This window comes from Kluyvera sp. STS39-E (assembly GCF_040932435.1).
GTDB lineage: Bacteria > Pseudomonadota > Gammaproteobacteria > Enterobacterales > Enterobacteriaceae > Kluyvera.
The window spans coordinates 156074-175166 of record NZ_JBFQGA010000005.1 but is presented as its reverse complement, the minus strand read 5'-3'; the positions used below and the strand labels follow the sequence as shown (position 1 = coordinate 175166).

Here is a 19093-nt window from a genome sequence, read left to right as displayed (position 1 = left end):
TTGAGCTAGCGCGTGTTACGACGTATTTGTCATCCATAATCAAAAATAAAATGGCTCGCCTTGGACATAAAGTTATCAAATACCCCGCCGATAACCTTATGACCAGACCCTCTGACCCTCTATTCACAGGAAGCTTAAATGACGTTAAAGCAGGTGAGCCAGCGGGCGAGAGTTCCTGATACGGAGCCAGATAGCCTACAGCAACTGCGTTATTGGCAAGAGTGTGAGCGCGTCTATACCTACCAGCCTATCTACACCACTCAGGGTCGCCTGATGGCGATAGAAGTGCTCACGATAGTGACCCATCCCTCTCAACCCCAAAAGCGTATTGCCCCGGATCGTTACTTCGCCGAAGTCTCCATTGGTCAGCGGATCCATGTCATCAAAGAACAGGTGGCGATGCTGGCAAAAAAGAAACATTTCTTCGTGCAGAACAAAGTGCTGGCATCGGTCAACGTTGATGCCTCTACGCTGCTGGAAATGCGTCAGGATAGGATCCTGAAAACGATGATTGAAACGCTGCCGTGGCTGCGCTTTGAGCTGGTGGAACACATGGCGCTGCCGAAAGATTCGACGGTGGCCTCGTTAGGCGAATTCGGCCCGCTGTGGCTGGATGATTTTGGTACCGGCATGGCCAACTTCTCAGCGCTTAATGAAGTGCGCTATGACTACATCAAAGTGGCGCGTGACCTGTTCATTATGCTGCGCAAAACCCCCGAAGGCCGCAAGCTGTTCATCCTGCTGTTACAGTTGATGAATCGCTACTGTGAAGGGGTGATTGTCGAAGGCGTTGAGACGCTGGAAGAGTGGCGCGAGGTGCAGCAGTCACCGGCTCATGCGGCGCAGGGCTATTTTCTTTCCCGACCGGTACCGATGTCGACGTTGGATAATTTGATGATTCATTTGGTGTAATAGACTGGCCCACGCGTGCGTAGGCCAGTGAAGAGAGACTTACAGTGATTCGTGACGCGTTTCGTGCGTCAGCAGCAGTGCAATGAGCGTCAGCGCCGCCATGACCGCCAGATACACACCCACGTAGAATAGACCGTAGTTGCTCTGCAGCCAGGCTGCAATGTACGGCGCAACAGAAGCCCCCAAAATTGACGCCACGTTATACGAGAATGATGCCCCGGTGTAACGCACTTCCGTTGGGAATAACTCTGGCAGCAGCGCCCCCATTGGTCCAAAGGTCAGACCCATCAGGCTTAAGCCTACCAGCAGATACAGCATAATCAGCGACGGATCTCCGGAGCCCAGCAGCGGCTGGAAGAAGAACAGGGCGAAGATGATAATCAGGCTGGTGATAACAATCATGCTCGGACGACGTCCGAAGCGGTCAGCCAGAAGGCCAGCAATCGGCACCATCACGCCAAAGCCAATCACCGCCAGCATCAGCATCCACAGCACTTCATTACGCGGCAACCCTAGGCCATTTGGTGCGGCGGCGGTGCTGTAGGTCATTGAATAGACGGTCATGATATAGAACAGCGTGTAGGTCGCCAGCATGATAAAGGTGCCGAGCACCGTCACGCGAACGTGTTTGCTGAGCAGCGTACCCATCGGCACTTTGACCTGTTTTTTCGCTGCAGCGATCTTCGCAAACACCGGTGTTTCATGCAGTGAAACGCGCACGTATAGGCCGATTATCACCAGCACCGCAGAGAAGATAAACGGAATACGCCAGCCCCAGGTCATGAACTGCTCTTCGCTGAGTAACCAAGAGAGCAGCAGGAAGGTGCCGTTCGCGAAGAAGAAGCCAATCGGCGCGCCCAACTGTGGGAAGGAACCGTAAAGCGCGCGCTTACGCGGCGGTGCATTCTCGGTCGCCAGGAGTGCTGCGCCCCCCCATTCGCCGCCAAGGCCCAGACCCTGACCAAAGCGCGCCAGCGCCAGCAGCATCGGTGCCAAGATACCAATCGACTCGTAGGTTGGCAGCAGGCCGATCAGAACGGTAGAGATCCCCATCGTCAGCAGTGAAGCAACCAGCGTCACCTTGCGTCCGACGCGGTCACCGAAGTGACCAAATAGCGCAGAGCCAATCGGCCGCGCGACAAAGGCGATAGCGAACGTCGCCAGCGATTGCAGCGTGGCGGCAGTTGGGTCGCCCTGTGGGAAGAAAATATGCGGGAACACAATGACCGCAGCGGTGGCGTAAATATAGAAGTCGAAGAATTCAATGGCTGTGCCAATGAGTGAAGCCACGACGACTTTATTACGCGAGTTAACCGGTGCCGTATTTTGTTCGTTATCGAGTGTTGTGCTGGTCATAGTCTTTTCTAATATTTATAGCGAACGAACGGTCATATTAGACATAGCAAAAGCGACATTTCAATCTGTAACAGGAATGTAAAATGGGGTCAAAATAGCGAAAAAGTGGATAATTTCTATACTGGCGGGTTATCAAACATGAAATGCTTCACATTTTTTATAGAATAGATGATAAATCTAGTTTTTGGTTAAATAAAAGTTACCAACTGGATTTATCTGCTGAAACGCTGCGTTGGGCTGAAATTTTTCGTTATCTCTCAGCCCAGCGGGGCGCTTAACGGTGGGTTTTTCCCGGCATTCTTGGGTCGTCTTTGTATTCGGCGGTGGCTATCCACGCTGCGCAGAACAGCGTCAGGCGCGCAAAGAAGTAGAAGAACGCCATCAGCCCGAGAACGGAACCAAATGCGGCACCGGAGGGGGATTTCACCAGCGTTGGCAGCGTCCAGGTCATGATGATTTTAATCACCTCAAAGCCGATAGCCGCAATAAACGTGCCGCGAATCAGTGCTTTTTTACGCGGGCGATGGCGCGGTAGCCGCCAGAAAATCCAGAAGAACAGCAGGTAGTTGGCGAAGATAGAAATAGCGAGGCCAATCAGCCGCCAAGCCGGTTTCAGCCATTCGATGCTGTCGAGATACAGTGCGGAGATAATTAGCTGCTGCGCGGAACCGGCCACCGAGGTGATGGACAGGGTGATAATCAGCGCCACGAGCAGGCCAATCAGCGACACGAAGTCACGTAGATACTTAACCCAGAGAGCTTCTTGATCCTGCGGCGTGCGTTCCCAAACGTCGCGCGATTGGGCGCGAATGGCCTCACGTAGGTTGCCCATCCAGTTGATCCCGGAATACAGCGCAATCCCAAGCCCCACCAAGCCGACGGTGGTACGTTGCTGTACGGCGGTGTTAATGGTGCTTTTGAGCGTAGCGGCCAGCGTTGGATCGCTGACATTGACGAGGATCTTATTGAAGATGTCCTGAAGCAGCGTGGGATGCGAGGCCAGAATGAACCCGGCGGCCGCGAACGACACCATCATGATGGGGATCATCGATAAGAATGAAAAGTAGGTGATCGCCGCGCCAAACTGGTTGCCCATTCTGTCGTTGAAGCGCTCTGCGGCGCGCAGTACGTGGGCGATAATCGGATTACGCTGGATTTTCTGTGCCGTTCCGGTGACGGTTTCCAGCGCTCGGCTGGCCTTTTGTTGTAGACGCTTCTCGTCATTTTCTGACGTCATCAGATTTCTTTTCCTTTTTTCTGGCCTTGGTTAAGTATAGACGTTGATCTGTTTATTATTCCCGGCGGTGCCATGCCGTTGCAGGCCGGATTAGACATTTCGTTGCTATCCGGCAAGGCGCCCATCGAACTCAATCCACGTAATCGTGTAACACCTCGGTTAACCACTCCATCAACAGATGTACCCGACGCGACAGATTGCGGCGGTGGGGATAAATCAGCGATACCGGCATTGGCTCGGCGCGGTACTGCGGCAGGATTTCCACCAGTTTGCCGCTATGCAATGCCTCACGGACGCCGACGCGCGGCACCTGAATAATCCCCAAACCTGCCAGACAGGCGGCGTGGTAAGTCTCTGTGCTATTCACCGTCAGCACGCCGCCGGTTTTTATCCACTGCGTGCCATTATCTCTCGCCACTTCAAAACCTTGCGGGCGCACGCCGAGGTTGACGGCATAGTGTACCAGCGCATGGGCGCTGAGGCTGTCTAATGAATCCGGATAGCCAAAACGTTCCAGATAAGCTGGGCTGGCGCAGTTGATAATGGTCAGTTTTCCCAGCGAACGGGCGATTAGACCGGAGTCTTTCAGCGTGCCAACACGCACCACGCAGTCGAAACCTTCACGAATAACGTCAACGAGGCGATCGCTGCTGCTGAGTTCAAGCTCAATCCCCGGATAGCGCTGCAAAAACTCCGGTAGGCGGGGAATGATGACATTTTTCGCAATACCCACCGGCATATCCACGCGCAGCCGTCCGCTGACGCTGCTGGGATCGCTTTGGAACATGCTGTCCAGCTCATCTAGGTTACTGAGCAGGTCTTTGGCGCGTTCGTAATAGACCATTCCATCCTGCGTCAGCAGTACGCGACGGGTCGTACGGTGCAGCAGACGACAGCCAAGATGGTTTTCCAGCGCTTGAATCTGGCGCGATACGCTACCTTTAGGAAGGCCTAACGTGTCTGCTGCGCGAGTAAAACTCTCGAGCTCCGCGACGCGAATGAACAGTTGCATTGCGTGAATTTTATCCATCTCGACACCCTATTGTTGTTGTAGATGAGACAGTGAAGCGCAATTGGCGGTATTTATTGTTATTTAATCACCTAATAAGCTTGTTCTCAACGTGCACACCATCTGAGATAGAGGTTTATATGAGTCAATGTATTGCATTAGTGACCGGCGGCAGCCGTGGGTTAGGTAAAAATGCGGTGCTGAAGCTGGCCGCGTCCGGAACGGATATCATCTTCACCTACAACAGCCAGCGTGATGCGGCACTGCAGGTCGTCGCTGAAATTGAACAAACAGGGGCGAAAGCAGTGGCATTGCAGCTGAACGTCAGCGATGTGGCAAGCTTCGGTGAGTTCGCAAAACAAGTGAAAGCGCAGCTTAGCCAAGTGTGGGGTCGTGAGTCTTTTGATTATTTAGTGAACAATGCGGGAATTGGCCTCTACGCGTCCTTTGCCGAAACCTCGGAAGCTCTGTTTGATGAGCTGATGAATATCCACTTCAAAGGCCCATTCTTCCTGACTCAGCAGCTGTTGCCACTGATGGCTGACGGCGGTCGTATCCTCAATGTATCGACGGGACTCGCGCGTTTCGCCCTACCGGGTTATGCCGCGTACGCGTCGATGAAAGGGGCGATGGAAGTGCTGACCCGTTATCAGGCCAAAGAGCTCGGGGCACGCGGAATTTCCGTCAATAGCATTGCTCCGGGGGCGATTGAGACCGACTTTGGCGGCGGGCACCTGCGAGATAACGAGGATCTGAACCGCTACGTGGCCTCGCAAACGGCCCTAGGCCGCACTGGTTTGCCGGATGATATCGGGGATGCTATTGCCGCATTGCTCAGCGATAATCTGCGCTGGATGAACGCGCAGCGTATTGAAGTGTCCGGCGGGATGTTCTTATAAAGCTTGGCATAAGTTTCAAACGTATTAAGCTGAAATAAGTCTGCATTGGGCTTATTTCAGTTCTCGCCGTTCATCGCTCCGCTATTTAATCCTTTTCTTAATTTATATGTGATGGTCTATGTGAATGCGTAATGACTGGCAGAGGCTTGTAAGCATTCATAAGCCTCGCATTTTCCTTATCGTTCATCTACGTATAATCCTCCCTGCTAATCATCTAATACTTTTTTATGGGGAGTTTGTATGCAGGTAGTCATATTTGACAGGCAGTCAATATTTATTCATGGAATGAAAATTAGCTTACAGGAATATATTCCGGGAATTGATATTTCGGCTGTCAGTCAGGTTGATGATCTGTGGCGATACCTTTTGCGTCACCCGGACGCATTGCTGATCCTTGATGGTGAATTGGGGCCCGATTTCTGTCGGTGGGTATTGCAGGAAAAATATCAGCAGTTTCCGGAGTCAAAGGGCATCCTTGTTGCGAATGAATACAGCCGGGCATGGCTGCACGAAATGATGACTTTCAACGTCCAAGCGATTATCCCGCGTGATGCCAACCTCGAGGTCTTTGTGCAAACCACCAAGAGCGTGATGCAGGGAGGAATCTGTCTGCCGGTGGAGTGGTAGATAGGGATAGATAACAAACGTCTGGGCTGAGTAACCTCAGCCAGCGGCACGACGTTATCTGATAACTGCACCGATATCCGGCCATGCGGTGGATATCGGTGCAGGTTAATACTCATGGCTAAGCAGACCGAAAAGCCAGTCGTTGTACCATTTTCCCGCAATCTGATAGCTCTCGCGCAGTTCTCCTTCCAGCCGAAAGCCGATTTTCTCCAGCGTCTTGCGCGAAGCTACATTCCCGACCGTGACCGTTGCAGTCAAACGACGAATACCTCCCTGTCTGAACGCATAATCGCAGATGGCTCGCAGCGATTCGCTACCGTAGCCCTTGCCCTGTGATTCCGGGGCAAACAAAAAACCGACTTCGGCGCAGTCGGCTTCCCGGTGAATATATCCAGTGATGCCCAAGGGGACATTTTGTGCATCGCGTACGACTAAGCATAGCCAGTGCGATGCGCCGGGTGACCAAGAGTTGAGCCGGGAATCAAACGCCTCGCGTATCTCTTCTTCGCTACGATTATCGGCGACATAGTGCATGACCTGCGGGTGCTGCTGCAGCATCAGGAAAAAAGGCCAGTCGGCCAAGGTTATCGGCGTACAGCGACAGCGTTCCGTGGTGAGCGCGATCATAAATTCACCTTTCAGATAGGAGGACAGGACTGTTAATTTGCCTGATTTGCTCTATGGTGTAACGACAAAAATAACAAAATAACAACATGTTAATCCTAAGGCTAAATTGCCTTGTTGTTGATTAAGGAAATTGATGATGCCGACCTCATCGCAGCAGATTGGCCAGCAATTCGAGCATTGCCTGAACGTCATTCGTCAGGCCTCCATTGAAATCCTCACATTACTCAAAATACACGTCACGGAAGGCAAGGATCCACGCTGGTTTCTTGAACAGCTCGATCAGGCTCGGCTGAATTTGGGCGGATGGGGAGCGGTTGCGCAGCGTCTGAAGGTAAACGACAGCCAACTGAGCGAATTTATGCTTCAGTTGCGTCATCTGCAGCAGGGAATTGCGGCGTACGAACATGGGATGCTAGCGACAGAGAATCAACTGATTGCCGCCGAGCGCTTTGTGGTCACGCTGGAAAAAATAAGACAACAGCAGCCGCTGCTGAAGTTTAATACCGGCTATTCGCTTGATGCCGACCAGCTTCAGGAACAGTCGGAGCGGCAAATACGGACCATCCAGCTTATGCTACGCGAGCTGGTGGAGCAGGTATGGCCGGATACGCCGCACTTGCACCATTATCTCAAATCTCAGTTTGGTGCGCAGGAGATTGCCCGGTGGCAGTCGCGTAGTCCGTCAGGGGAGATCCTCAGCGGCATGACCTTCGGCGAACTGGCTTTGCTGGTCGTCGATAAAAAAAACTTCTCCCGCCACTACTCATCACTGTTTAACTATGCGTCCTCGCTAACCTTTCTGGTCGAGCAGCGTCTGACGTTGCATGCATTTCTCGATGATATTCGCCGGATGCGCAACAAGCTGTTGGCTCACCACCCGCTCACCGAAATTGAATGTTTGCTGCTTGAGAACTACACGCAGCAAATTGCTGCTCCGGTTCAACGTGCCTATGAGCAGGGGCGCACGCGCGTCAACCCGGCTAGCCTGATGGCGTCGGATGGCAGCGAAGTGCAGCATTTTTGGGAACAGGCGGCTGATTATGCGAAGAACTGGGGCGTTGATGCCCTGCCCATTGCTGACAGCATTGAGCGCGTTCACCATGAAACGCGCGAGCATTCTGATACCCGTGAACGGGTCATCACCGCGCTTTTATGGGGTGCGGTGGGCGTATTGGTGCTGGGCATCACCCTCGGCGGTCTTGGCATGTTTTTTTCGCCACCTGAAGTTCTGCCGCCGGTCGAGCAGCGCTATACAAAGCATGTCATTGCCGAAGCCGTTGGACAGGCTCCCTCGGCGCGCGAAATCCTTTCGAGACGCGGCATTTTTTGGGATAACGGAGCCCTGCGGTCGGCTATCGATCGCAATGATGTCGAGGTGACAGAGCTTTTTTTACGCGGCGGTATGAACTGGCAACTTGCATGGACTGACCTCGCAATGTCCGCCCAACATGAGGCGGTGCTCAACCTATTGCTACGCTATCGCAGCCAGATGGACGAGCCTAAACCCTGCCGACGTTTTATTAATACGCTCACGCATGAGCTGTCGCGCGGCACGCGGCTGGATGCGATTCGCAAGTCCTACCTGCAAGCTTTTTGTACCACCCCGGCGGTTGTTAAACGGCAGCGGCTGGCAGTAGAAACGGCGCAGCAGCGCAACAAGGCGGCGCCGGATGCGCAAAGCAAGAAATGGCTGTTAATTCAACAGTCGGTCTACGAGGTCATTCAATAAGCGAGATGCGCGACGCAAAAATGGCTGAGAATGTCTGTGTATCTCAGCGTCTTTCACGTCACGCAATGAGGTCAGAGCAGGCGGTAATGCGCGTCTGGTTTTAGTTTCATCGGCACAACGCTTTCTTTGAGCATCTCGCGCAGGTCGATTTCGATGGCGTTGCAGATGGCGTTTAGCGGTAGATCGTTGTCTTCCGTGCCGAACGGATCTTCCAGCTCGGTGGCGATGGCATCCAGCGCTAGGAGGGCATAGGTTGTGAAGATGGAAAACAGCAGCGTCAGAAAACCAAAGTCGTGGATTAATAGCAGTGGATAGACCGCACAAAAGATGCCGACCGTCCGGTGGAGCAACAGCGAATAGGCATAGGGGATTGGCGTATTACTGATTCGCTCGCAGCCGCCCTGAATCGCGCTTATCTGGTTCAAATAGTGATTGAAATTACGATACACAAATTCGTTGGGGCGATGTAGGTATAGCCACTGACCAATGTTTTGCAGCAGGGCATTACAGGGCGTGGTCAAGCGCTGGTAGTCCAGCGCCCTGCACACCGGAACCGGCCCGTGACGCAGCTTCGCTTTAAGCGTCTCGCAGTAGGTGACCAGCAAATCCAAAACCACCTTTTTCTCCTGCGAGCTGGCTTGAGTGGTATTGATGATTTCGCGCATTAGCGAACGATTAACGATCAATAAATCGCCCCATAATTTGCGCGCCTCCCAGTAGCGTAGCCAAGCTGTATTATTACGAAAGCCGAGAAATACTGAGATAGAAATAGAGATACCGATGAAGTAAAACGAACTCTCTTTAGCGATAATTCCGTGTAGATGCAACAGCGGCAGCGTAAACAGATAGACGATATTGAGCAGGATAAAGAAGCACAGCTGCGGCGATATTTTTCTCATGATTGACCCGCGCCATGAGAACAGCTTTCTAAACCACGTTTGCTCCGGTCTGACTATCATGGTTAGGCCTTTTCCGGTGACAGCGCCAGAATTGCGTCGTAAACCACCTGAAGACGTTCCAGATAGTGGTCAAAAACCGCAGCTTTATCGTGAACCGGGATCTGGTGGTCAAGGTTGCCCTGTGCGTCAATGCTGGAGGGCTTGAGCGTCAGACCGCCAAGCTCCTCTGACTCAACGAGAAAATGGATACACACTTCGCCAAAAGCACGTGAGCGGACGATGTTGATATCCACGCAGCCGAACAGCGTTACGCTCAACCGACCTTTTTCGCTCGGCTGGATTTGATGGTTGTAGAGGCGTTCGGTAGCGGTAATTTGCGTTATCAACTCCATGGCGTACGTGTTCCAGTATTTATCCATTTTGTTTTTATGATTGAAGATTTGGATGGATTTATCTTCCAAGGAGATCGCGCTATTTATCATGGCTTTCTTATCCATAAGAGGGGTTAAAATATCCGATGTAATGGAACTAACGTGATAGGGCGCTATTGGCATTGCATCTACTGGTCGCGTAATTTGTCGCTGCGACAAAATACCATGATTTATATGCGATCGCCGCAGTAACTTCTTGTAAATAATAAGGTAGGTAGCGACTGCCTATTGATGGTTATTTTTATAACCCGTCGGTGGTAATCATAATTAATGTATTCACCGGTGCTGCGTAGTAAATAAATGAAAGGCGAGTGATTTTATTATTTTCGTTTAGTGAATGGCATCTGGATATTGGGCACGGTGTGGTTCCCGTGCCCTGCGTTGCGATGATGCGACGACGAGAATTAATCCAGTTTAATGCGCGCCACGCTATCCAACCCTTTGGTTGAATAATCTTTGTTGAAGTCCTGCTTGAGCGTCACGAACAGCGTTTTGCCATCGTCTGACAGCAGCAGGCTGTTCGGACGGCTAGTGAAGTCCCAGGTCTGTTTCACGGCATAGCTGGTGGCATCAAGGCGCAGCACTTTCTTCGATTCGCGTTGGCTAATGAAGATCTCATTGCGCTTCGCGTCGAATTTAATGCCCAGCGCGTCGCCATCAATGCGCTTAATCACCTTGCCAGTATGCTCATCGAACACCAGCGTGGTTTTGGCTTTTGAATCGTCGGTAACAAACAGGCGACCGGTTTTCGGGTCTTCCGCCATGTTCAGCAGCAGATATTCTTTGTCGTCGCCCGGCGTCCAGCGCTGCTCTATCTTGTAGTTCTGTGGATTGATAACCAGCACTTCACCCGCGCCGTTGGTGGCGTAAATGCGCTTAGTGAGCGGCGAATAGATGATGCCGGTAACCCATTTCCCAGCGTTATCAATGCGCCCTTTGAGGGTCATGGTTTTGGCATCTACGATGGAGATAAAGCCAGGCTCGGCGACGCGGCCGATAAACAGCAGACCGTCATGGAATAACACTTCACGTGCGCCGGTTGGGTCGCCGTCCTTGTCTTTTTTACCGTCCAGCACTAAACGTTGCAGCACCTTGCCGCTTTTCGCATCCACCTTGGAAACCGCACCGTCCAGCGAGTTGGTGGTGTAGAACACCTTGCCGTCGTCATCGATAGCCATACCAAAGTTTTTTAGATCGGTGTGGGTTGTGCCTTTGGTGGCGAGTGTCGCCGGATCGAGGCGATAAATCACGCCGCCGTTCACATCTTTAAAGCTCTGCGCGCTCGCGACAAACAGAGCATTTTCGGCCGACACATACGCCATTTCATACAGGCCATCGCCCAGCTCGCGCTGAGTGACGGAGGAAGCGGTTTTTAAGGCAGCGGCGTTCTCAGCAGGCTGTGCATTTTCGGCAGCAGCAGGCAGGGCGGTGAGGGCGAAAGCAGTAATCAAGGCGGCGGAGAGCGCCGTTTTACGCGGGCTGAATAACGATACCATTCGAAACTCCATCATTGGATAAGCAATTCCCGAGTGAGGCAAAACCGCGACGGGAGAGTTTTAATAAGAATGAGAATAATAATTATTTATAGAAAATGAGCAAACCCCATAATCACGTAGTGCCTAGCACAGTGTCTCTCTTGCCCCTCTCATGACGATATTTAGGCGGCTAAGACGGCATAAAATGTTACCAATTCATTGATATAAAACATGTATACATTTCCTTACATTTAACCAATAAAACAACCTGCGTTATTTAAAGCGAGTAATTATCATTATCGTTCTCATTCGTTGCCTATGTCGCTTTTATGCAGGTCAATCGCTTACGGAAAAGCGGGTTATTTCCTGACGCTGCGGGCGGAACGGCTTCACTCACAACAACAAGATCTAATGGGAATAATTATGCATTTTTATGGCAGGGAAATAGGCGGGAAATCGCTGACGGTTTCGCTGTTGGCGCTGGCCATTCATGGTTTCGTCCAGCAGGCGCACGCGGAAGAAAAAAGTCAGGATATGGTGGTGTATGGCAGCACGGATAGCTCGGCGGATGAACAGCAGGATTACGCCGTCAAAACGACCCATGCTGGCACCAAAATGAATTTGGCCCCGCGCGACATTCCTCAGTCCGTCAGCGTGGTGACACGGCAGCGTATGCAAGATCAGGATCTGCAAACGGTGGATGATGTGTTGACCAACGCCACCGGCGTCTCCTCACAGCAGATAGACTCAGAGCGTTCTTACTACTACTCACGTGGTTTTGAAATCACCAGTTTTTCCTATGACGATATCCCCACCTCGATTGGCGATGCGTGGAACTACGGCGATGCTGCAGAAGATACCGCAATTTATGACCGGATTGAGATCGTTCGCGGCGCCAATGGCCTGATGACCGGCGCTGGCGACCCCGGCGCAACGGTTAATATGGTGCGTAAACGTGCAGATAGCAAAACGGCGACCGGCAATATTAGCGCCAGCTATGGTAGCTGGAATAACCAGCGTTACGTGGCCGATCTCTCCACGCCGTTAAACTCCGATGGCAGCCTGCGTGGGCGCATCGTCACGGGTTATCAAGATCAGGACAGCTGGCTTGACCGTTACCATAAAACCAAAAAATTCCTCTACGGTGTGGTCGATGCGGATCTCACGGACCACACCACCGTGTCGTTGGGCTGGGACTACCAAAAGTCCAACACCGGCAACCCGACCTGGGGCGGTCTGCCAAGTCTCTATAGCAACGGCACTCGCACGCATTATGACCGGAGCACCAACACGGCGGCCGACTGGACGCGCTACCAGGTTGAATCGCGTAAGGTCTTTGTCGACTTAACCCATGATTGGGATAACGGCTGGTCGTATCGCTTTAACGGAACCCACGGCGAGCAAACCTTCAATGATACCCTGCTGTATGTGATGGGGAATCCGGATGCGGATACCGGCGATGGTGCAAGCGGCTGGGGGAGCAAAGATAAAGGGAAGCGTACCGTCGACTCTTTCGATACCTACGCTAGCGGGCCGTTCAAGTTATTGGGGCGTCAGCACCAACTGATGGCGGGCGCGAGCTACAGCCGCCAGCATAACGCGACCTCAAGCCAAGATGGACCGATGGATGCCAGTCAGATTGGTATTTTCGATAATAATTGGAACGGAAGCGTGGCGCAGCCAACGTGGGGCGACTGGTATCAGAACGCCGATGATATCGTGCGGCAGAAATCTGCCTACACCGCGGCTCGTCTTTCCCTTGCCGATCCCCTGTCGTTGGTTATTGGTGCGCGATACACCCAGTACAGCACCGATGGCAGCAGCGGCGACATGCGTAAGTACAACATCACGCCATACGGTGGCTTGGTTTACGACCTGACAGAAAGCCTGTCGGCCTACGCCAGCTATACGTCGATTTTTGCGCCACAGACCAAGCGTTCTGCCAGCGGCACCTGGTTATCGCCAGTCACCGGTAAGAACTACGAAACCGGTCTGAAAGCGGATTGGATGGACGGGCGCTTGACCACTAACGTTGCCGTTTTCCGCATTGAGCAGGAGAATGTGGCCGAGGCGGTGAGCGGTGAATTCGTCAATGGCTCGAGCGAGCAGGCATACCGGGCAACTAGCGGTGCGGTGAGTAAAGGCGCCGAGTTTGAAGTCAACGGCGCGGTGACCGATAACCTGCAACTGACCTTCAGCGCCACACGCTATGTCGCCACGGACAGCGACGGTCGCTACAACAGTTTTGCGCCACAAACGCAGCTTAAACTGTTCACCCGTTACCGTGTACCGGTGATGCCTGAGCTGACCATCGGCGGCGGCGCTAACTGGCAAAACCGCGTTTATAAAGACGTGGCCGGGCCGGACGGCGAAACGCAGCGCCTTTACCAGAGCAGCTACCCGCTGGTCAGCCTGTTTGCCCAGTATCAGGTGACCAAACAGTTGGCGGTGCAGGCGAACATCAACAACCTGTTCGACCGCGAGTACTACTCCTACTTGGATGACTCAGCGGTGTACGGCGAACCGCGTAACCTGTCGGTTAGCTTGAATTATTCGTTCTAAACCGTGCCTTCCCCCGGCGTATGCCGGGGGCTAGGCCTGCGCAATCTGGCGGCGCATTTCACCCATTAGTGCATCAAGAATAAACTGCACACGCCACGGCTGATATTCACGCTTGCGATAGATAGCCACCAGATCCAACCACCATTCATACTGTTCGGCAAAGCAGGGGGCGAGTACGCCTGCTTCGATATCGGCCTGTACGCTGGTTTTAGGCGCAAAAATAATCCCTAGATCGTGACGCGCAAGCTCAAGCGCCGAGCGGGTGTTATCGCAAATGTAATTGCCGGTGACGCGAAAATCGCGGCTCTCTTGGCTTCCCGCTAGGCTGAAGCGCCAGATGTTGGCATCATCAATCATCATCGAGTCCATCAGAATACAAGAATGTTGTTCGAGTTCGTCCGGCGTGCTTATCGGATGTTGTGTCAGATACGCCGTGCTGGCGTAGGCACTGACCGCATATTTGGTAATAAAATTGGCAACCAGAGATTCATTTTTGGGCTGAACGCAGGTAATTAAAATATCGCAGTCATCAGGGAAGTCTGACCCTTCATGAAAGGATTTATGCTCAAGGTTAAATGTTTTGAGATACAGGTTAATATTACCAATATCCGTTATTTTGCTGACGACGTTTTTAGCTAAATAAGCGTTAATCATCGTTGGTGCGTAGACTGTGACTTTGCCATTTTTCTCATGCTTATAATCAGCGATGAAATTATTAAGCTGATTTTCTTTTTCCAGTAATTCGTTGACATAAGGCAGCAGCGTTTCCCCAAAGCGAGTGCAGGTGACCTTACGCGAGCTGCGTTCAAAAATCTTTAAACCAATTTTTGATTCAACATCAGCAAGATACTTACTGACATTGGCCTGTGCCATGCCTAGGATTGTAGCGGCATGGCTGATGTTTTCACTGGCAGCAACGACCGCGATTATTTTTAATTCCTGTGGTTTTATCTGAAGCTTTTTCATTACTCGACTCTATATAAGAATTGATATGGTTCTATATAAATATCGAGGTTGCAGCAATATTAATACGAACATTATCATATTCAGCATCAAAATGTGATAATAGATTGGGATATCTGCAATGTCAATTGAACGGAAGGCTATCTTCCTGCTGACGCTCTCTTTTATGGTCAATGCCACGGCGTCAGAATTATCGGTGGGTGCGGGTGCGGTATATAATGAATCCATTTATCGTGGATATAATGAAAATACCCACGCTGTTCCGATAATCAGTTATGAAGGTGATTCATTTTATATTCGCCAGACTACTTTAGGTTACGCCTTATTTAAAAATAAGCGTGATGAAATTAGTCTGACGGGATCATGGATGCCGTTGAAATTCGACCCGGCAGATAATGATGATAATGCCATGAAGCAATTGGATAAGCGTGAAGGCAGCGCAATGGCGGGCGCGGCGTGGTATCACCATGAAAACTGGGGCAGCCTGAAGGTCTCGGCGGCGGCAGATATTCTGGATAATAGCAGCGGTTGGGTGGGGGAGTTGTCCTATTTTCGCCCGCTAGCATTAGGCAAACTCTCGATAACGCCAGCCGTTGGTGTTTATTATTATGATGACGCTTTCAACCGCTATTACTACGGTGTTTCCAGCCATGAAGCTCGACGCAGTGGTTTATCGTCATGGTCGCCGGGTAGTAGCTGGATGCCGTATATGGGCCTGACGATGAAATACCCGCTGACCCGCAATTTGGTGCTGCTGGCTAACGCCACCTACAGCGTGTTGCCGGATGAGATTAAAAACAGCCCGATGGTCGACAGAGATGACAGCTTGACCCTACTGGCCGGCGTGAGCTGGCGCTTCTAATCGGCTGCCTATTAAGCGCAGCGCCCAATCGCGAGACATAAAAAAAGCCAGACGGTCGTCTGGCTTTTTATTATCCGTTTCACACGGCTTAGCGCATGGTAACAAACTCTTCCGCGGCTGTCGGGTGAATGGCGACGGTGTTGTCGAAGTCTTTCTTCGTCGCGCCCATCTTCAGCGCCACCGCGAAGCCCTGCAGCATTTCATCCATACCGAAGCCGATGCCGTGAATACCGACAATCTTCTCTTCTGGACCCACGCAAACCAGCTTCATACGGCATGGTTGACGGTGAGAGGTCACCGCCGTATACATTGCCGTGAACGACGATTTGTAGACCTTCACCGCGTCGTCACCGTATTGCTCGCGCGCCTGCGGCTCGGTTAAGCCGACGGTGCCGATTGGCGGGTGGCTAAAGACCACGGTCGGAATATTGCTGTAGTCCAGATGCTCGTCCGGCTTGTTGTTAAACAGGCGTTCGGACAGGCGGCGACCGGCGGCAACAGCGACCGGTGTCAGTTCAACGGCACCGGTGTTATCGCCCACGGCGTAAATCCCTGCCACGCTGGTGTTCTGGAACTTATCAACAACGATGTAGCCTTTCTCGTCGGTTTTCACGCCGGTTGCTGCCAGATTGAAGTCGTCGGTTGCCGGCTCACGACCGATCGCCCAAATCAGGCAATCCACGGTCTGGCTGCGGCCATCTTCAAGCTCCAAGGTCAGGCTACCATCGGCATTCTTCACCACGGCTTTCGGCACGGCGTTGGTGTGCAGATTTGGGCCTTCGGCGTTCATCACTTCAACCAGCGTTTCCACGATCAAAGGATCGAAGCTACGCAGTGGCGCGTGTTTACGTACGAACAGATGCGTTTCGGCACCTAGGCCGTTAATTACGCCCGCCAGTTCTACGGCGATGTAACCCGCGCCAACCACAGCAACGCGTTTTGGCAGCGCTGGCAGTTCGAAGAAACCGTTGGAGTCGATGCCGAATTCCACGCCCGGAATCGCCGGGTGGCTCGGACGACCGCCGGTGGCGATCAGAATATGATCGGCAGTGATCGTCTCACCGTTCACTTCGACCGTTTTCGCATCGATGAAGCGTGCAAAGCCTTTAATCACATCGACTTTATTCTTACCCAGTACGTTGTCATAGGAGGTGTGAATACGGTCGATGTAAGCGGTACGGCTGGCGATAAGACGGTCCCAATCGAAGTTATTGATGGTCGCGTCAAAGCCGTAATCCGGGCCATACAGGTGGATGGCTTCGCGAATTTGCGCGGCATGCCACATCACTTTCTTCGGCACGCAACCGACGTTGACGCAGGTACCGCCGAGGTCTTTAGCTTCAATCAACGCGCACTTTTGGCCATACATAGCTGCGCGGTTAATCGAGGCGATACCGCCGCTGCCGCCGCCGATGGCGATGTAGTCGTAATGTTTGGTCATGGCCGCTCCTCAAACGTTCAATGTCGGACGGGTGAGCGTCATACTCACCGTCAAAATACTCGCGATTGTATACCTGAAATCAATAGGTTCCACCGATGTCTGCGATTACTCTGGCACAATCCAGTTAACCAGCGTATGACCAATGCCGCTCGGAACCAATTTGCTGTGCAGCCACGGCAGCACTGCGTTCATCTGTGCTTCCAGCTTCCACGGCGGGTTGATAACAATCATGCCGGAAGCGGTCATGCCGCGCTGATCGCTGTCTGGACGCACGGCCAGTTCGATCTGCAAAATTTTACGGATGCCGGTAGCTTCCAAGTCTTTGATCATGCGCTTAATCTGCGAGCGCAGCACAACCGGATACCAAAGGGCGTAGGTCCCGGTCGCAAAACGCTTATAGCCATCGTGAATACCTGCGACCACCGCCTGATAATCAGATTTAATTTCGTACGGTGGGTCGATAAGGACTAGGCCGCGACGAGAGGCTGGCGGCAGCTTGGATTTCAACTGCTGGTAGCCATCGGCTTTTTCCACGCGCGCACGGTTATCTTTCTGGAATTCAGAACGCAGCAGGGGGAAATCGCTTGGGTGCAGTTCGGTCATCTGCAGACTGTCCTGCTCGCGCAGGAGCTGACGGGCAATCAGCGGGGAGCCTGGGTAGTAGCGCAACTGACCGCTGCGGTTGAAATGCTCCAGCACGGAGATGTAGGGCTTCAACTCTTCCGGCAAGTCGTCTTGCTGCCAGATGCGAGCAACCCCTTCTAAATATTCACCGGTTTTCTCGGCGTGCTCGCCGCTCAGCTGATAGCGGCCTGCACCGGCGTGGGTGTCCAGATAGAGAAACGGTTTTTCTTTCTCTTTGAGCGATTCAATGATCAGACTCTGAACGGTATGTTTGAGTACGTCGGCGTGGTTGCCAGCGTGGAAGCTGTGGCGATAACTGAGCATGGGTGCAGAGATTCCGGGAATTAAACAAGATAACCGACAGTTTACCGCAGATCGGCGTAGATTACCTGACCTGAATGTTTTCAACAGCGCCGGGTAAACCGGGGCATTAGGTTGGCGGCTGGCCCATTCCTACTCTCGCCCATCGACGGGCACATTCACCTAGCGTAGATAGATGAGCGAAGGCGGCAGCGGCTGCGGTATCGCCTTCACTAATCCGTGATAGAGCGTGTTGATGCTCGGCGCGCGCGGTGAGCCTTTCGGCCACACCAGCCAATAGCCTTCGCCCGTTGACACCGCTTCATTAAACGGCAGCGCCAGCAGCCCGCTAGCGATGGCATCGAGGCTCAACAGCAAATCACCCACCGATACACCGTGGCCCCCGATGGCCGCCAGATAACCGTGCTCAAGGGTATCGAACACCTTGCCACGAGCAATATTCAGGTGAGGATGTTGTTGCGTGCGTTTAAGCCAGCGTCGCCAATCCCGACGGTCAGGAGAGGGATGAATCAGCTCGCCGTCGGCAAGCTGGCGGCGTGCTGTTGCCACTAAAGCCGGTGAGCAGATTGGGATTAGCCATTCCTCGAACAGCAACCGACTTTCGGTGCCTGCGCCAAAATGGCCGTCGCCCAGCAAAATCGCACAGTCGTAGGGCTCTCGCTGGAAGTCCACGCTATCGGTATCCATCCAAACGCTAGCCAGCTCAACCGGCGGTATGGCGTGATTTTTCAGCGCCGCCAGCAGCCAGCGCAGGGTGAGCGTTGATGGGGCCTTTAAGCGTAATTCATGGCGTCGGCGACTAAAGGCCTCACAGGCGAGTTCAAGGCTTTGAAAACCATCGCTCAGCTGCGAGGCCAGCGCGCGACCGGCATCCGATATCTCAACGCGTGGTCCGTGACGGCGAAACAACTCGCACTCAAACCACTGCTCCAGCGTGCGGATATGACGGCTGATGGCACCGGGCGTGACGTTGAGTAATTCAGCGGCTTTGCTGAATGATCCTAGGCGAGCGGCAGCTTCAAAAGCGCGGAGAGCATACAGCGGCGGTAGCGGCATGGTGATCATCAATAGTGAGTTTAACTCACATTGAAGCGCAGTTTTTTACGTTTTTCAACGCCG

Annotated in this window: 17 protein-coding genes; 6 read left to right on the top strand and 11 right to left on the bottom strand. The window is 52.6% G+C overall.

The window, feature by feature from the left end; genetic code table 11:
• The first annotated feature begins 138 nt into the window (after positions 1 to 138).
• Complete coding sequence (gene pdeH / locus AB4K05_RS12545; RefSeq protein ID WP_368480300.1) at positions 139 to 912, top strand: cyclic-guanylate-specific phosphodiesterase; 774 nt, start codon at positions 139 to 141, stop codon at positions 910 to 912.
• A 39-nt stretch (positions 913 to 951) separates the two neighbouring features.
• Here the strand turns inward: pdeH and AB4K05_RS12540 are convergent, their stop codons facing one another.
• The 3 genes from AB4K05_RS12540 to AB4K05_RS12530 form a co-directional block, all read right to left on the bottom strand.
• Positions 952 to 2268 carry an MFS transporter gene (locus tag AB4K05_RS12540; protein ID WP_368480299.1) on the bottom strand — a complete coding sequence of 439 codons (1317 nt, stop codon included), beginning with the start codon at positions 2266 to 2268 and terminating at the stop codon, positions 952 to 954.
• Between the two features lie 274 nt (positions 2269 to 2542).
• Positions 2543 to 3505, bottom strand: coding sequence for an inner membrane protein YhjD (yhjD, locus tag AB4K05_RS12535; protein ID WP_368480298.1), 963 nt, complete (start codon positions 3503 to 3505; stop codon positions 2543 to 2545).
• Between the two features lie 130 nt (positions 3506 to 3635).
• A complete protein-coding gene (locus AB4K05_RS12530) occupies positions 3636 to 4535 on the bottom strand; it encodes a LysR family transcriptional regulator (RefSeq protein WP_368480297.1) in 900 nt (299 codons plus the stop codon).
• 119 nt (positions 4536 to 4654) lie between these two features.
• Here AB4K05_RS12530 and AB4K05_RS12525 point away from each other — a divergent pair, with 119 nt between their 5' ends.
• Both AB4K05_RS12525 and AB4K05_RS12520 read left to right on the top strand, forming a co-directional pair.
• Positions 4655 to 5413: an SDR family NAD(P)-dependent oxidoreductase gene (locus AB4K05_RS12525; protein ID WP_368480296.1), complete on the top strand. Its 759-nt coding sequence runs from the start codon at positions 4655 to 4657 to the stop codon at positions 5411 to 5413.
• Between the two features lie 240 nt (positions 5414 to 5653).
• Positions 5654 to 6040: a hypothetical protein gene (locus AB4K05_RS12520; protein WP_368480295.1), complete on the top strand. Its 387-nt coding sequence runs from the start codon at positions 5654 to 5656 to the stop codon at positions 6038 to 6040.
• A 105-nt stretch (positions 6041 to 6145) separates the two neighbouring features.
• On the opposite strand, the gene AB4K05_RS12515 is transcribed toward AB4K05_RS12520, so the two are convergent.
• Positions 6146 to 6667: a GNAT family N-acetyltransferase gene (locus tag AB4K05_RS12515; protein ID WP_368480294.1), complete on the bottom strand. Its 522-nt coding sequence runs from the start codon at positions 6665 to 6667 to the stop codon at positions 6146 to 6148.
• A gap of 133 nt (positions 6668 to 6800) precedes the next feature.
• Between AB4K05_RS12515 and AB4K05_RS12510 the strand changes: the two genes are divergently transcribed.
• Positions 6801 to 8396: an STY4199 family HEPN domain-containing protein gene (locus AB4K05_RS12510; RefSeq protein WP_368480293.1), complete on the top strand. Its 1596-nt coding sequence runs from the start codon at positions 6801 to 6803 to the stop codon at positions 8394 to 8396.
• Between the two features lie 71 nt (positions 8397 to 8467).
• Here the strand turns inward: AB4K05_RS12510 and AB4K05_RS12505 are convergent, their stop codons facing one another.
• From AB4K05_RS12505 to AB4K05_RS12495, 3 genes are all read right to left on the bottom strand, one after another.
• Positions 8468 to 9355: a bestrophin family protein gene (locus AB4K05_RS12505; RefSeq protein WP_368480292.1), complete on the bottom strand. Its 888-nt coding sequence runs from the start codon at positions 9353 to 9355 to the stop codon at positions 8468 to 8470.
• Between the two features lie 2 nt (positions 9356 to 9357).
• Positions 9358 to 9777, bottom strand: coding sequence for a hypothetical protein (locus tag AB4K05_RS12500; protein ID WP_368480291.1), 420 nt, complete (start codon positions 9775 to 9777; stop codon positions 9358 to 9360).
• 353 nt (positions 9778 to 10130) lie between these two features.
• Complete coding sequence (locus tag AB4K05_RS12495) at positions 10131 to 11222, bottom strand: YncE family protein (RefSeq protein WP_368480290.1); 1092 nt, start codon at positions 11220 to 11222, stop codon at positions 10131 to 10133.
• A 402-nt stretch (positions 11223 to 11624) separates the two neighbouring features.
• On the opposite strand from AB4K05_RS12495, the gene fhuE reads away from it, so the two are divergent.
• Positions 11625 to 13763 carry a ferric-rhodotorulic acid/ferric-coprogen receptor FhuE gene (gene fhuE / locus AB4K05_RS12490; RefSeq protein ID WP_368480289.1) on the top strand — a complete coding sequence of 713 codons (2139 nt, stop codon included), beginning with the start codon at positions 11625 to 11627 and terminating at the stop codon, positions 13761 to 13763.
• A gap of 30 nt (positions 13764 to 13793) precedes the next feature.
• On the opposite strand, the gene AB4K05_RS12485 is transcribed toward fhuE, so the two are convergent.
• A complete protein-coding gene (locus tag AB4K05_RS12485; protein WP_368480288.1) occupies positions 13794 to 14729 on the bottom strand; it encodes a LysR family transcriptional regulator in 936 nt (311 codons plus the stop codon).
• A gap of 118 nt (positions 14730 to 14847) precedes the next feature.
• Between AB4K05_RS12485 and AB4K05_RS12480 the strand changes: the two genes are divergently transcribed.
• Positions 14848 to 15588, top strand: a complete 741-nt coding sequence (locus tag AB4K05_RS12480; RefSeq protein ID WP_368480287.1) for a MipA/OmpV family protein — start codon at positions 14848 to 14850, stop codon at positions 15586 to 15588.
• 88 nt (positions 15589 to 15676) lie between these two features.
• Here the strand turns inward: AB4K05_RS12480 and gorA are convergent, their stop codons facing one another.
• The 3 genes from gorA to AB4K05_RS12465 form a co-directional block, all read right to left on the bottom strand.
• A complete protein-coding gene (gene gorA / locus AB4K05_RS12475; protein ID WP_368480286.1) occupies positions 15677 to 17029 on the bottom strand; it encodes a glutathione-disulfide reductase in 1353 nt (450 codons plus the stop codon).
• Between the two features lie 105 nt (positions 17030 to 17134).
• Entirely contained in the window at positions 17135 to 17977 is an 843-nt protein-coding gene (locus AB4K05_RS12470) for a 23S rRNA (adenine(2030)-N(6))-methyltransferase RlmJ (RefSeq protein WP_368480285.1), read from the bottom strand.
• Between the two features lie 159 nt (positions 17978 to 18136).
• Positions 18137 to 19030 carry a LysR family transcriptional regulator gene (locus AB4K05_RS12465; protein ID WP_368480284.1) on the bottom strand — a complete coding sequence of 298 codons (894 nt, stop codon included), beginning with the start codon at positions 19028 to 19030 and terminating at the stop codon, positions 18137 to 18139.
• Positions 19031 to 19093: the final 63 nt, after the last annotated feature.

Excerpts from the sequence above, each read along its gene's own strand:
- AB4K05_RS12470 (WP_368480285.1), bottom strand. The coding sequence starts at position 17,977 with ATGCTCAGTTATCGCCACAGCTTCCACGCTGGCAACCACGCCGACGTA.
- gorA (WP_368480286.1), bottom strand. The coding sequence starts at position 17,029 with ATGACCAAACATTACGACTACATCGCCATCGGCGGCGGCAGCGGCGGT.
- AB4K05_RS12465 (WP_368480284.1), bottom strand. The coding sequence starts at position 19,030 with ATGCCGCTACCGCCGCTGTATGCTCTCCGCGCTTTTGAAGCTGCCGCT.
- AB4K05_RS12515 (WP_368480294.1), bottom strand. The coding sequence starts at position 6,667 with ATGATCGCGCTCACCACGGAACGCTGTCGCTGTACGCCGATAACCTTG.
- pdeH (WP_368480300.1), top strand. The coding sequence starts at position 139 with ATGACGTTAAAGCAGGTGAGCCAGCGGGCGAGAGTTCCTGATACGGAG.
- AB4K05_RS12530 (WP_368480297.1), bottom strand. The coding sequence starts at position 4,535 with ATGGATAAAATTCACGCAATGCAACTGTTCATTCGCGTCGCGGAGCTC.
- AB4K05_RS12520 (WP_368480295.1), top strand. The coding sequence starts at position 5,654 with ATGCAGGTAGTCATATTTGACAGGCAGTCAATATTTATTCATGGAATG.
- AB4K05_RS12495 (WP_368480290.1), bottom strand. The coding sequence starts at position 11,222 with ATGGTATCGTTATTCAGCCCGCGTAAAACGGCGCTCTCCGCCGCCTTG.
- AB4K05_RS12540 (WP_368480299.1), bottom strand. The coding sequence starts at position 2,268 with ATGACCAGCACAACACTCGATAACGAACAAAATACGGCACCGGTTAAC.
- fhuE (WP_368480289.1), top strand. The coding sequence starts at position 11,625 with ATGCATTTTTATGGCAGGGAAATAGGCGGGAAATCGCTGACGGTTTCG.
- AB4K05_RS12485 (WP_368480288.1), bottom strand. The coding sequence starts at position 14,729 with ATGAAAAAGCTTCAGATAAAACCACAGGAATTAAAAATAATCGCGGTC.
- yhjD (WP_368480298.1), bottom strand. The coding sequence starts at position 3,505 with ATGACGTCAGAAAATGACGAGAAGCGTCTACAACAAAAGGCCAGCCGA.
- AB4K05_RS12525 (WP_368480296.1), top strand. The coding sequence starts at position 4,655 with ATGAGTCAATGTATTGCATTAGTGACCGGCGGCAGCCGTGGGTTAGGT.
- AB4K05_RS12480 (WP_368480287.1), top strand. The coding sequence starts at position 14,848 with ATGTCAATTGAACGGAAGGCTATCTTCCTGCTGACGCTCTCTTTTATG.
- AB4K05_RS12510 (WP_368480293.1), top strand. The coding sequence starts at position 6,801 with ATGATGCCGACCTCATCGCAGCAGATTGGCCAGCAATTCGAGCATTGC.
- AB4K05_RS12500 (WP_368480291.1), bottom strand. The coding sequence starts at position 9,777 with ATGATAAATAGCGCGATCTCCTTGGAAGATAAATCCATCCAAATCTTC.
- AB4K05_RS12505 (WP_368480292.1), bottom strand. The coding sequence starts at position 9,355 with ATGATAGTCAGACCGGAGCAAACGTGGTTTAGAAAGCTGTTCTCATGG.